Origin of the sequence: Gemmiger qucibialis, from assembly GCF_027689445.1 — a bacterium.
GTDB classification, from domain to species: Bacteria; Bacillota; Clostridia; order Oscillospirales; family Ruminococcaceae; genus Gemmiger; species Gemmiger qucibialis.
Genome location: NZ_JAQFEN010000001.1, coordinates 446115 through 459492, shown reverse-complemented (window position 1 = coordinate 459492; position 13378 = coordinate 446115). Strand labels below are relative to the sequence as shown.

Genomic DNA, 13378 nt, shown 5'->3' with positions numbered 1-13378 from the left:
ATCGAGCATTTTGGCAACGCAGATGCCGTGCCGCAGCCGCCGGAGCGGTGCTTAAGCCGCAAGGCGGGAATTGTGCGGTGTTGCCTTAAAAATAAAAAGCGGCGAAAGAGAGGCAGCTGAGATGATCCGCCATATTTTGTTCTGGAAATATACCGACGCTGTAAAAGCACAGCATCAAGAAGCTGAAGCTTTGAAGTTTTTACAAAATTCCGTTGCCACCATGCGGGGCAGGATCGACGGCTTGCTGTGCATTGAAATTGGCCTCAACCTGGCCGGAGGGGACTATGACTTGATATTCTATGCAGAACTGCGGGATGAACAGGCGCTGCAATGCTTCCAGCAGCATCCGCTGCACGCTGCCCACCGTGAGCGCTGCAGAGACCTTGTAACGGCGCGCTTGTGCGGTGATGTGAGAGTGGGTACGAATTAAAGGCCAGTTGCGCAAAAAGTGCGGCGGAAAGCCGTGCAAATGTGGTCATTCTCGGCATGTTTTTTGCCGGAATGATATGGTATAATCGTATCATCAAAACAATCCTGCAGGCCTGCCCCAAGCATGGCTGCGGGAATGTAAGGACGTAATATAAAGAGGGATCAATGTGGATAATTTAATGTTCAGCCTGAACGCGACCCTTCCGGTATTTCTGGTGATGGTCATTGGATGGGCGCTGGGGCAAAAAGGCTTTTTGCCAAAGCAGTTCTGCACCGTGGCCGACAAGCTGGTGTTCAAGGTGACGCTGCCGGTCATGCTGTTCTGTGATATGGCAACCTTGGACCTTGCCCACAGCTTTGATGCAAAGTTTGTCTTGTTCTGCTTTGCGGTAACGGCCATTGCCATTGTGGTCATCTGGGTGCTGGCGCGCCGCCTGTTGAAAGATAAAACCCTGGTGGGTGAGTTCGTACAGGCCAGCTACCGCAGTAGCGCGGCCATTCTGGGCGTGGCGTTCATCCAGAACATTTACGGCACTTCCGGCATGGCCCCCCTGATGATTTTGGGCAGTGTGCCGCTGTTCAACATTTTTGCGGTCATTATCCTGACGGTGGAAAGCCCGCAGCAGCATGGCAAAGTGACCCCCTCCAAGCTGCTGTACGGTGTGCTGACCAACCCCATTCTGGACGGCATTATTCTGGGTACGCTGTACAGCCTGCTGCCCTTTGGCCTGCCTACCCTGGCGCAGAAAACCCTGACCAGCCTTTCCAGCCTGACCACTCCGCTGGCGCTGCTTTCCATCGGCGCTTCGTTTGAGGGAGCCAAGGCCATCAAAAAGCTGGCACCCACCCTGGTGGCGGCTTGCTGCAAGCTGATGGTGCTGACCACGATCTTTATCCCTATTGCCGTCAAGCTCGGTTTCCGGGACCAGCAGCTGATTGCCCTGCTCATCATGCTGGGCAGCCCCACCACGCCAAGCTCTTACGTTATGGCCAAGAACATGGGCCATGAGGGTGTGCTGACGGCCAGCTGTGTGGCGGCAACCACGCTGTTCTCGGCGCTATCGCTGACGTTCTGGATCTTTGTTCTGCGTAGCGGCGGCTATATTGCTTAAAAATACAGAATATCTTAACACAAAACGAACCCCCTTTGCATAGTGTGAAATGAGGGCGGGCGGCAAGCCTGCAACACACAGCAAAGGGGGCTTTTTTATGGCAAATGCAATGCCGGAATATGGCGGAATCGTGCTGCGGCCGGGGGCATCCGGCCCGGATATTGCCCTGGTACAGCGCTGGCTGGGCGGACTGAATGTGGATGGACGCTACGGCACCAGCACCGAAACCGCAGTGCGGCGGTTCCAGCGGGAACAGGGGCTGAAAATTGACGGCCACGTGGGCCGCGATACCTGGGATGCCCTGTACCGCGCCTGGGCGGATAAAAACGGGGAAGGGGAGATATGGCCCGGTGTTACCATGCGCCGCGGCAGCCGGGGCGCAACCGTGAAAAGCGCCCAGCAGAAATTGAAAACCCTGGTGCCGGAACTGACCACCGATGGCCGTTACGGTGCCAGCACGCGGGAAGCGGTTCTGGCCTGGCAGGTAGTGCATGACCTGAAACCGGACGGTATGCTGGGCCGCGCAACCTGGAACAACCTGTACGGGGTCACTACCAGAAAAGCATAAGGCAATACCGCATAATTCTAAGTGCCGATACGGCGAGCGAGGTGCGGCAGATGCCAAGCCAAAAGCGCAGATAATACTGGATGTCTTATCGAGCATTTTGGCAACGCAGATGCCGTGCCGCAGCTGCCGGAGCGGTGCTTAAGCCGCAAGGCGGGAATTGTGCGGTGTTGCCATAACAAACGCAAAACAGCATCCGCATGGCGGCCCACGGGCAGGGGGCACCATACGGATGCTGTTATTTTGTGAAAAAGCAAAGCCGGAACCATCAAGTAAGAAAAAGCGGAAGAACCAGTGCGACGACCCCAAATACCGCAAACAGCACACCGCCGATTTTGGTGTTCAGGATATAGAAGTCCGACGGTCCGTCTGCCGCATAGGACTTCCACTGCTCTGTCAGCGCCCAGAGCCATTCCGGTTTCAGGAAAATCAGGATGCCGCCAACGATAAATGCAATACAGCCGAAAGGGTACCACCATGGCATAACATCGACCTCCCAACAAAATCAAACGGTCTGTGCGGCAAACAGGCGGACGCCCGCTGAGTTATAGCCCCAGCAGTACCGGCACAACATTCAGCACGACCATAACAACAGCAAAAGCAATAAAGCAGCCGTAAATAATCCTGGAGGTTCGACTCGCAGCTTTTTTGATGCAGAACGCCAGAAAAAGGATCCAGACCAGGTATGCCACAACCAGAAACACAAGGTTGTGGGCCAGAAACGCCAAGAAGAACAGCATGTTTACAATTTTAATGCCGTTTTCGGAGAAGAGCAGCTGTTTGAATTTTTCCATGTTTCTCTCACTTTCTGGTCATGTTCCAATGGAATAAGGGGCTTTTTTCCAGTATATCAGATAACTGCCTCCTGCGCCACCCCAAAACAAAAAGCACCCGGAAAAATCCGGGTGCCAGTTCATGATGATATAAGCAGAAATCAGCGCTCTTCCAGCGGCAGGTACTCCTGCGGCTCGCCCAGGTATTTGTAAGCGGGGCGAATGATGCGGTTGGCGTACTCAACTTCTTCTACGCGGTGGGCGCACCAGCCGGGTACACGGGCAATGGCAAACAGCGGGGTGTACAAATCTTCGCTGATGCCCAGCATGCGGTAGATCAGGCCGCTGAACAGGTCCACGTTGGCGCAAACCTTTTTGGGGCCGTGCTTTTCTTCGGCAAAAATCTCCGGGGCCAGGCGCTCAATGCTGCACAGCATGTTATATTCTTCATCGTAGCCTTTTTTGTAGGCAAGGCTGCGGGCGTGGTTTTTCAGGATCTGGGCGCGCGGGTCGCTCAGGGTGTACACCGCGTGGCCCATGCCGTAAATCAGGCCGCTGCCGTCACCGGCTTCCTTGCGGATGATCTTGCGCAGCATCTCGCGCACTTCGCCGTCATCCTCCGGGTGCTCCACATTGGCCAGGATGTAATCCAGCTGGTGCATAACTTTCAGGTTGGCGCCGCCGTGCTTGGGGCCTTTCAGGGCACCGATGGCCGCAGAGATGGCTGCGTATGTATCGGTGCCGGAGGAGGACAGCACACGGGTGGTAAAGGTGGAGCAGTTGCCGCCGCCGTGGTCTGCGTGAACCAGCAGGCACAGATCCAGCAGGCGTGCTTCCTCGTGGGTGAACTTCTGGTCTGCACGGTAGGAGCTCAGAATGTGCTCCGCAGTGCTCTGCCCGGCGATGGGGTAATGGAAGTACATGCTTTCGTGGTCATACACACGGCGCTTGAGCTGGTAGGCGTTCACCATCATGGTGGGCAGCTCGGCAATCAGGTTGATGCTCTGGGTCAGGATGTTGGGCAGGCTCAGATCATCAGCGTGCTCGTCATAGCTGTACATTGAAAGCACGCTGCGCGCCATCTTATTCATAATGTTGGGGGAGGGCGAGTTCATGATCATGTCGTCCGCAAAGCCCTTGGGCAGTTCGCGGTGCTCATCAATCAGCTTGCAGAACCGGGCATACTGTTCCTGGGTGGGCAGTGCGCCAAACAGCAGCAGCCACACCACTTCCTCAAACATGAAGCGGTCGTTCTTGTCGGCTTCGGCGGCCAGAGTGTCAATATCAATGCCGCGGTAAACCAGGCGGCCCGGAATGGGGCGGATGGTGCCTTCGGGCAGCTTTTCGTAACCAATAACGCTGGAAACATTGGTAATGCCCGCCAGAACACCGGTGCCGTCCGGGTTGCGCAGGCCGCGCTTAACGCCAAGGCGGTCCGCAATGTGGGGGTCAAGATGCTTGTTGTGTGCAATATACTCATTGCACAAAAGTTCAATATCTTCCGGGTCAAGCGCCGGAACATCCGGGTAATACATCAGATGCGCCCTCCTTACTTTCCTGCAAAAGCGCCGCTGGGGGCTTTTGCCTGCACTCTATTACCAGCACGTGCAAAAAACGGGCACAGCGCCCGCAGTGCGCCCTGCCCGCCGCCATGCGGGTCAAAAACGCTTCAAAGTGCTGAACAGTTACAATTTTATAGTATTTGAGCGCTGTAGTCAAGCATGAATCTTAAAGAATTGTAAATGCGAACGAAACATGACTTTATAAAATAAAGTTTGAATCCGCAAAATACAGGTGCAACTTTAATGAATTACGTTGACAAGGCTGACCAAAATGGGTATACTCAAACTGTAATGCTATTAAAACAAATTTTTTTGCAGGTGTGGTTCAGCTTTTGGCAGGTTTGTCCTGCGTTAAGGCGCGGCCTACCGGCAAAAAGCAGTCCGGCAGGGCGGGGTAAACGGCCACGGCACGCCGCACCCCTGCCGCTTTTTTAGAAAGGGGCAAACCGATATGAAGGCAGTTTTGATTCCTGGTGACGGCATTGGCCGCGAAATTGCGCAGAGCGTGCGCAAAATTTCGGATGTTTTGGCAACCGGTATTGAATGGGAAGAATACGCCGCCGGCGCAGAGTACGCCGCAGAGCATGGTGAGCTTTTGCAGCCCGGCGCACTGGATGCCATTGAAGAATACGGCTGGGCGCTGAAAGGCCCCACCGCAACCCCTATCGGCAAAGGGTTCCGCAGCATCAACGTGCAGCTGCGCCAGCGCTTTAATACCTACGCCAACCTGCGCCCCGTGCGCACCCTGCCCGGTGTGCCCACCCGCTTTGAAAATGTGGACCTTGTTATTGTGCGCGAAAACACCGAGGACCTGTATAAAGGCATCGAGTACATGCTGAACGATGAGATCGCCAACGGCGTAAAGCTCATCACCAAGCCCGCCTGCGAGCGCATCTGCCGTTTTGCCTTTGATTACGCTGCCGCCAACGGCCGTAAAAAGGTGACTGCAGTCCATAAGGCCAACATCATGAAGCTGACCGACGGCATGTTCCTGTCCACCTTCCGCGAGGTCGCCAAGGATTACCCCGCCATTGAAGCAGACGACTGCATTATTGACGCCCTGTGCATGAAGCTGGTGCAGAAGCCGGAGCAGTTTGACGTTCTGGTTGCCCCCAACCTGTACGGTGATATCATCAGCGACCTGTGCGCCGGTCTGGTGGGCGGCCTGGGCTTTGCCCCCTCTGCCAACATTGGCGCCAAGACCCGCATCTATGAGGCTGTCCACGGCTCCGCCCCCGACATTGCAGGCCAGAATAAGGCCAACCCCAGCGCCATCCTGATGGCATTTGCCATGATGCTGAACGACCTGGGCATGACGGATAAGGCCGCCAGGCTGAACGCCGCCATTCTGGCACAGGTTGCCGAGGGTAAGGCTGTTACCGCGGATATTGGCGGTACCGCCACCACCACCGAATTTACTGACGCTGTTGCGGCACGGCTGTAATAAAGCCGTCTTGCAGGAAGGAGCATGAAAATGAAACTGCACGACCACGGCGTGTACCTGGTCAACGGCCAGCTGACCGATACCGCACCGGCCCATGTGACCGAAGCAGAGGCCCGCAAGGGCACCATTGCTTACGGCATTCTGAAAGCCCATAACACTGCGCCGGATATGAAAGACCTGCGCATCAAGTTTGATTCGATGACTTCCCACGATATTACTTATGTGGGCATCATCCAGACGGCGCGCGCCTCCGGCATGGAAAAGTTCCCCCTGCCGTATGTGCTGACCAACTGCCACAACTCTCTGTGTGCGGTGGGCGGCACCATCAACGAGGACGACCATCAGTTTGCCCTTTCCGCTGCGCATAAATACGGTGGCATTTATGTTCCGCCCAACATGGCAGTTATCCACAGCTATAACCGCGAGATGATGGCAGGCTGCGGCCGCATGATCCTGGGATCTGACTCCCATACCCGCTATGGCGCACTGGGCACTATGGCCGTGGGCGAAGGCGGCGGCGAGCTGGCCAAACAGCTGGTGGGCCGTACCTATGATATGGCCATGCCCGGCGTGATCTGCGTTTACCTGACCGGCAGGCTGAACCCCGGCGTTGGCCCGCATGACGTGGCGCTGGCCCTGGTTGGCGCAACCTATGCCAACGGTTATGTGAAGAATAAGGTCATGGAATTTGTTGGCCCCGGCGTTGCCAGCCTTTCCGCAGACTGCCGCAACGGCATTGACTGTATGACCACCGAGACCACCTGCTGGTCCAGTATCTGGCAGACCGATGGCGTGACCGAGGAATACCTCGCAGGCCATGGCCGCGCCGATGCTTATAAAGAGCTGAAGCCAGCCGATGTTGCCTATTACGATGGCTGCATCGAGCTGGATCTTTCCAAGATCGAGTGCATGATCGCACTGCCCATGCATCCCAGCTATGCTTACCCCATCCGCGAACTGAAGGCAAACGCCAAGGATCTGCTGCATGAGATCGAAACCCGCGCCAATGAGCAGCTGAGCGGCAAGGTCAAGATGGATCTTGTCAGCAAGGTGCGCGCCGACGGCAGCATTTATGTGGATCAGGGCATTGTGGCTGGCTGCTCCGGCGGCACTTATGAGAACCTGTGCGCTGTGGCTGACATTCTGCGCGGCAAGAGCTGCGGCAACGGCGAGTTCAAGTTCAGCGCTTACCCGGACAGCATGCCCACCTACCTGGAGCTGGTCAAGAACGGCGTGGTGGCCGATATCGTTTCCGCTGGCGGCATCTTCCGCGAATGCTTCTGCGGCCCCTGCTTCGGCGCAGGTGATACCCCGGCCAATGGCGAGTTCAGCATCCGCCACACCACCCGCAATTTCCCCAACCGCGAAGGCTCCAAGCCCGGCGAGGGTCAAATCTCCGGCGTGGCGCTGATGGATGCCCGCTCCATTGCGGCTACCGCAGCCAACGGCGGCATTCTGACCGCAGCCAGCGAGGTTTGTGACCACGACTACACCGCACCCAAGTATCACTTTGACCGGGGTGTGTACGATAAGCGTATCTATAACGGCTGGGGCAGCCCCGAACCGGAAACCGCCCTGCGCTTTGGCCCCAACATCAAGGATTGGCCGCAGCAGCCGGAACTGACGGATGACCTGCTGGTCAAGATTGTCAGCTACATCACCGACCCTGTCACCACCACCGATGAGCTGATCCCCTCCGGTGAGACTTCTTCCTTCCGCTCCAACCCGCTGCGCCTGGCAGAGTTCACCCTGTCCCGCAAGGACCCGGCCTATGTCGGCCGCGCCAAGGCAGTCAAGGCTCTGGACGAAGCCCGCACCGCAGGCACTCTGCCGGAAGAAGTACAGGCTGTGTATGCCGCGCTGGAAAAGGCCGGTTACAAGCCGAACGCCGCAGCCACCAACATTGGCTCCGCCATCTTTGCCAATAAGCCCGGCGATGGCTCCGCACGTGAGCAGGCGGCTTCCTGCCAGCGCGTGCTGGGCGGCGCGGCCAACTTTGCCAAGGAGTATGCAACCAAGCGCTACCGCTCCAACTGCATCAACTGGGGCATGTTGCCCTTCCTGGTGGAGGACCCCAGCGTGTTTGAACTGGGCGACTGCATCTACCTGCCCGGCGTGCGCAAGGCTCTGCTGGAAGCTGCCGATACCATGCCCGCCGTGGCTGTTAAGCCCGATGGCAGTGTAAAGGAGTTCACCGTAAAGCTTGGTGCCCTGACCGATGCCGAGCGCCAGATCCTGGCCGATGGCTGCCTGATCAACTACTACAAAAATAACTGATTGATTTAATGTTTCAAAACGCCTCCCGGCGGACCGTGGGTCCAGGCCGGGAGGCGTTTTTCGCTTGGAAAAAGCGTTGAGTTAAAAAAATAGTAAATCATTGTGGTGGACCGCGGCACAAACATGCCGCTCAAAAATATTAGGCGATTGAGCCTTTTGAAATGTGAGACGAACAATGAAAAAATTGTAGGGCGCGATGCCCTCATCGCGCCGCAGAGAAACGTAAAGCAGTTGACGCAAACCCGCAAATCATCTGTAGGGGGACGATGACGAGCATCGTCCCGTGGCGGTTTGCCCAATGCGGGACCATTGAAAAAAGTATTGCCTATTTAGGTTGGCGGGCGCACAATGTGTGCTCCTACGGGTGAGATGCCAATAAATGCCCGACATAACACATAAAAACTGCAATATAAAAATCACCCGCATACCGCTCCACCACCCCGCATATAAAATCCATAATAAACCCAACCCTATCTCCAATTCCTAAGGCAATACCGCATAATTCTAAGTGCCGATACGGCGAGCGAGGTGCGGCAGATGCTAAGCCAAAAGCGCAGATAATACTGGATGTCTTATCGAGCATTTTGGCAACGCAGATGCCGTGCCGCAGCCGCCGGAGCGGTGCTTAAGCCGTCAGGTGGGAATTGTGCGGTGTTGCCCTAATTCCTCATTGCTAATTTCTAATTGCTTGCGCCCAACTCCGAACTCCTCCCTCCTAACTAAAACTGGGGTGTTCATTATGCTTCTTCCTCTCCTCATGACAACCATCGCCGGTCTGTCCACTGGTCTGGGCGGGCTGATTGCGGCGCTGTTCCGGCCAACGCCAAGGCTGATGGCGTTCTGCGGCGGCTTTGCCGGGGCGGTTATGCTGACCGTCAGTTTGGCGGACCTGGCTCCGGCGCTGCTGGATTTTTACGGGGCGCTGCTTTCACCCTTTGGCTGTGGGGCTGCGGCTGCGGCACTGCTGCTGGGTGGTATGCTGGCAGCCTGGCTGTTGGCCTGTGCTCTGCCGGACGAGGATACACTGGCCGACCGTTTTGGCTCCCGCACCCAGGGCTCTGCCATGCGGGCTGCGCTGGTAACGGGGGCAGCCCTGCTGTTGCATAACCTGCCGGAGGGCATCCTGACCCTGCTGACCAACGTCTCGGACCCGCAGCTGGGGGCGCGCACGGCACTGGCGATTGCCCTGCACAATATCCCGGAGGGATTGGCTGTTGCGGTGCCTTTTGCCTGCGCCACCGGCAGCCGGGCCAAGGGTGCCGTGGCTGCGCTGGTATCCGGCCTTGCGGAACCGGCGGGGGCCGTTTTGGCGGCACTGGTGTTGGCCCCACTGTTGACGCCGGGACTTTTGAACGGCATTGTGGCTGTGGTGGCGGGCATTATGCTGTGGGTGGCGGCTGCCCAGCTGCTGCCCGCGGCGTTTGAACCGGCATGGCGCAAAATGGGGGTGACAGGCTTTTGCGTGGGGGTGCTGATGATGATTCTTGGCATTGCAGCGTTGGCTTGATTGTGGTATACTATAACCTGTATTTGTCTGGGGTGCAAATAGTGCCTGGAAACCATGCAGGGGAGGGAAAATATCCATGCCATACCGCCGCAGCTGCGCCGCGTGCGCACTGGCAGCCGCGCTGCTGCTTTCCGGCTGTTCTGCCGTAACCGGCAGCGATGTGGAATCCCTGCTGCGCGCGCCGCAGGCTTCCGGCGAGACGAGCGCCGTACAAAAGGCGCTCAACAGCGCCCTTGGTGTAACCGCGACCCTGAAATACCCTGCCAGCGGCGATTTTCTTTCCCCTCTTTTGTTTGGCGATTGGGATGGTGACGGCCAGGATGAAGCCGCCGTGCTGTACACGCTGGATGCCTCTGCGGGCAATGTGTACCTGGCTATTCTGGAACCGACCGAGGAAAACGGCTGGCGGGTGACGCAGACGGCAGAAGGGCTTTCCAGCGAGGTGGAAAGCGTGAACACCGCCCATCTGCGGGATGAAAATTCCTTGCAGATCCTTGTCGGCTATGCCAGCGCCCAGGGCGACCGTTATATGGTGGTGTATCTGTACACCGAGGATGGCCTGCAGATCATCATCAAGCAGGCATACACCGAAATGATCCTTGCCAACCTGACGGGCGGAGAGGGCACCCAGGATTTGGTATTGGCCCTGCCTGCTGAGCAGGAGGGCGGCGGCCTGAACCTGCAGCTGCTGACCAACACCGAGGATGGCTTCCGCTCCGCCCAGACCCTTGCGATTGGGGATTACAGCGGCTGTGCGGCCCTGCACGCGGGCATTGGTGCGGACGATGGCAACTATCTGGTGGTGGATGGCTGGACCGGTGCTTCCGGCACCAGCCTGGCAAGCTCTATTGTAGTGTATGACCCGGAAACCCGATTTTTGCAGACCTACCGCCCGGCGGGCGTGGCCAACCTGACTAAAGCGACCCTGCGGTATGACGCCGCACTGGTCAGCACCGATCTGGACGGCAACGGAACGATCGAGATTCCCACGATGATCGATGACGGCGGCAAGATTTCCACCGGAATGGACAAGCGGCTGCGCTTTATCCTGTGGCGGGATTTTGCCGCGGCGGATGAGACCGGCAGTCACTTTGGTGTGTATGACAGCGAGTACAGCTTCTTTCTGGCGCTGCCGGAATCCATGCACGGCTCGGTGCTGCTGCGCACCAACCGGGATGGCAGCGGCTGGATGGTGTGCAACCGCGAGGGTACCACAGTTTATTGCGAACTGCGCCTGACCGACCCCGCCAAAGAAACCCAAACCCCGGACATCGACGGGGAACAGACCGAAGCCGGGGAGTACTGCCGCATTGCCAACATTGGCAGCCAGCAGCTGCAGGCCCGCGTGGTGACCCCGTATTATGGCCTGAGTATTGACGATATCATCCACGGAACAACCGTGTTCCGTTAAAAAAACTAAAAATATACGGTAAAACGCGCATGTCTATCTGCGGGCGGTGCGCCATAACAATCAGGCGGCGGGAAACAGAATCCCGACCGGGAAAGGAAAAACAATGAAACGTATTCTGGTCGTAGAAGACGAAGCCAGCATCCGCGAACTTGTGGCACTGAACCTGAAAATGACAGGCTGGGAAGTATTGGAAGCCCCCAGCGCGGAACGTGCGCTGGAGTTGATCCAGAAAAATCCCCCCTGCGATGTAGCGCTGCTGGATATCATGCTGCCGGGCATGGATGGGTTTTCGCTGTGCGAAACCATCCGCCACGGCGACCCGTACATCGGTATTATTATGGCGTCCGCCAAAGGGCAGGAGAGCGATAAGATCCGCGGCCTTTCCATCGGCGCGGATGATTACATCACCAAGCCGTTCTCGGTGTCGGAGCTGATGGCCCGCGTGGAAGCGCTGGCCCGCCGAGTGCGCCGCAGCGCCACTGCGGACGATGAACAGGCAGGCTCCGAGCCGGATCAGCTGGTCAGCGGCCCCTTTGTGCTGGATGAAAAAAGCCGCGTGCTGTACAAATCCGGCAAGCCCATTGACCTGACCCAGGTGGAATTTCAGATCATGGAGCTGTTTTTCCGCAACCCCGGCACTGCCCTGGTGCGCGAAAAGATCCTGGAAGGCGTTTGGGGCAAGGGGTATTTCGGCGATGTCAAGATCGTGGATGTCAACATCCGCCGCCTGCGCATGAAAGTGGAAGATGAACCCAGCAGCCCCCAGCACATTTTGACCGTCTGGGGTTATGGCTACCGCTGGAACGCATAATTACCGCATTTTTATGGAAAGGGGGCTGCCGCCTGTGCAGAGCATTACCCGCCGCTGGCTGCGCGGCAGCCTGCTGATTACCATTTGCATCCTGGCTGCGGCGCTGGGGCTGTTTTTGTATTACAGCCACCAGAATTTGTACGGCGGGGTGCAGCGTGCCATGCAGGCGCGGTTTTCCACCGTGGAGGGACGTTTGCAGGCAACCGGCACCGCCGGCAGCAGCCAGGCAACGTCTGAAAGCCGCAGCCAGTCCCTGCGCCGCACGGTGGAACAGTTTGATGAAAAAGATAAGTTCGAGTTCATGCTGTTGGATTCCTCCGGCGTGGTGCTGGCAACCTCCAGCGGCACCATGAACAAGAATCTGCTGAGCGAGGGCAGGGATTTTTATCAGGCTGTCACCGGCTCCACCGGCAGCGGCATGGTCACTTTCCGCACAGCGGACGGCGAACACGTGATGGCTGTTACCAGCCTGGTGCCTTATGCGGCGGGCAATGTGACGGCCATGCGCCTTGTTACCAGCCTGACGCTGGTGGACCGCCAGTGGTACAGCACGCTGATGGTTTCGTTCGGCGTGGCGGCGGTGGTGCTGGGGTTTGCGGTATTCAGCGGCCTGTTTTTTATCCGCACCATTGTGCGGCCGCTGGGCCAGGTGGAAGCCACCGCCAATCGCATTGCCCACGGCGATTTGACCACCCGCCTGCCGGATGCCCCGTATGACGATGAGATCGGCCGCCTGTGCAAAGCCATCAACCAGATGGCCGAGGACCTGACAAAAACGGAACGGATGAAAAACGAGTTCATCTCCTCTGTCAGCCACGAACTGCGCACTCCGCTGACCAGCATCAAAGGCTGGGTGGAAACCATCGCCAACATCCGTGACCCCGATGACGAAAACTACCGCAAGGGTATTACCATTATCCGCAGTGAGACCGACCGCCTGTATGATATGGTGGAGGAACTGCTGGATTTTTCCCGCCTGCAAAACGGCATCAAGCTGAACTGCGAGGTGCTGGATTTTGTGGCCGAAGCCACCGACGCTGCCCTGTTTGTGGAAGCCCGCATCCGGCAGGAGGGGCTGCACCTTGTGTATGACGAACCGCCGGAGCCGTATCCCGTTTGGGCAGACCCCGCCCGCCTGCGCCAGGTGTTTGTCAACGTATTTGATAACGCCATCAAATATTCGCCGCCGGAAGGAACCATTTTCTTTACCCTGACCCGCACCGCCACCACCGTAACGGCCAGCATCCGGGACCAGGGCCGCGGCATTGCGCCGGATGACCTGCAAAACGTAAAGATGAAATTCTTCAAAGCCAAAAACGCCGTGCGTGGTTCCGGCATCGGCCTGGCGGTGGTGGATGAGATCACCAAAGCACTGGGCGGTACGGCGGATATCACCTCAACGTTGGGGCAGGGTACCACCGTTACCATCACCCTGCCCATCTACCACGCTGGGCAGGAACATCTGCACGCGCCGATTTGACCGCAAA

At 57.5% G+C, this 13378-nt stretch carries 12 protein-coding genes; 9 read left to right on the top strand and 3 right to left on the bottom strand.

The annotated features are described in order from the left end of the window. The first annotated feature begins 121 nt into the window (after window positions 1-121). From PG062_RS02065 to PG062_RS02055, 3 genes are all read left to right on the top strand, one after another. Window positions 122-430 (top strand): Dabb family protein, encoded by a 309-nt coding sequence (locus PG062_RS02065; RefSeq protein ID WP_270750872.1) that lies wholly within the window; start codon window positions 122-124, stop codon window positions 428-430. Between the two features lie 166 nt (window positions 431-596). After that, entirely contained in the window at window positions 597-1541 is a 945-nt protein-coding gene (locus PG062_RS02060; RefSeq protein WP_113999372.1) for an AEC family transporter, read from the top strand. Between the two features lie 97 nt (window positions 1542-1638). After that, complete coding sequence (locus PG062_RS02055; RefSeq protein ID WP_270750870.1) at window positions 1639-2109, top strand: peptidoglycan-binding domain-containing protein; 471 nt, start codon at window positions 1639-1641, stop codon at window positions 2107-2109. 265 nt (window positions 2110-2374) lie between these two features. Here PG062_RS02055 and PG062_RS02050 read toward each other — a convergent pair whose 3' ends face one another. From PG062_RS02050 to PG062_RS02040, 3 genes are all read right to left on the bottom strand, one after another. Beyond that, window positions 2375-2590, bottom strand: a complete 216-nt coding sequence (locus PG062_RS02050) for a DUF6199 family natural product biosynthesis protein (protein ID WP_270750868.1) — start codon at window positions 2588-2590, stop codon at window positions 2375-2377. Between the two features lie 61 nt (window positions 2591-2651). Next, a complete protein-coding gene (locus tag PG062_RS02045; RefSeq protein WP_270750867.1) occupies window positions 2652-2900 on the bottom strand; it encodes a hypothetical protein in 249 nt (82 codons plus the stop codon). A gap of 140 nt (window positions 2901-3040) precedes the next feature. Continuing rightward, window positions 3041-4414: a citrate synthase gene (locus PG062_RS02040; RefSeq protein ID WP_270750865.1), complete on the bottom strand. Its 1374-nt coding sequence runs from the start codon at window positions 4412-4414 to the stop codon at window positions 3041-3043. Between the two features lie 478 nt (window positions 4415-4892). On the opposite strand from PG062_RS02040, the gene PG062_RS02035 reads away from it, so the two are divergent. The 6 genes from PG062_RS02035 (at window position 4893) to PG062_RS02010 (ending at window position 13371) form a co-directional block, all read left to right on the top strand. Beyond that, complete coding sequence (locus PG062_RS02035; RefSeq protein ID WP_113999367.1) at window positions 4893-5885, top strand: isocitrate/isopropylmalate dehydrogenase family protein; 993 nt, start codon at window positions 4893-4895, stop codon at window positions 5883-5885. 30 nt (window positions 5886-5915) lie between these two features. Next, window positions 5916-8162 (top strand): hydratase, encoded by a 2247-nt coding sequence (locus PG062_RS02030; protein WP_113999366.1) that lies wholly within the window; start codon window positions 5916-5918, stop codon window positions 8160-8162. Window positions 8163-8901: 739 nt separating this feature from the next. After that, window positions 8902-9669, top strand: a complete 768-nt coding sequence (locus PG062_RS02025; RefSeq protein WP_270750863.1) for a ZIP family metal transporter — start codon at window positions 8902-8904, stop codon at window positions 9667-9669. A gap of 76 nt (window positions 9670-9745) precedes the next feature. Continuing rightward, entirely contained in the window at window positions 9746-11080 is a 1335-nt protein-coding gene (locus PG062_RS02020; RefSeq protein ID WP_270750862.1) for a hypothetical protein, read from the top strand. A 103-nt stretch (window positions 11081-11183) separates the two neighbouring features. After that, a complete protein-coding gene (locus PG062_RS02015) occupies window positions 11184-11891 on the top strand; it encodes a response regulator transcription factor (protein ID WP_114001052.1) in 708 nt (235 codons plus the stop codon). A gap of 34 nt (window positions 11892-11925) precedes the next feature. Next, entirely contained in the window at window positions 11926-13371 is a 1446-nt protein-coding gene (locus PG062_RS02010) for a sensor histidine kinase (RefSeq protein ID WP_270750858.1), read from the top strand. The last annotated feature ends 7 nt before the right edge of the window (window positions 13372-13378 follow it).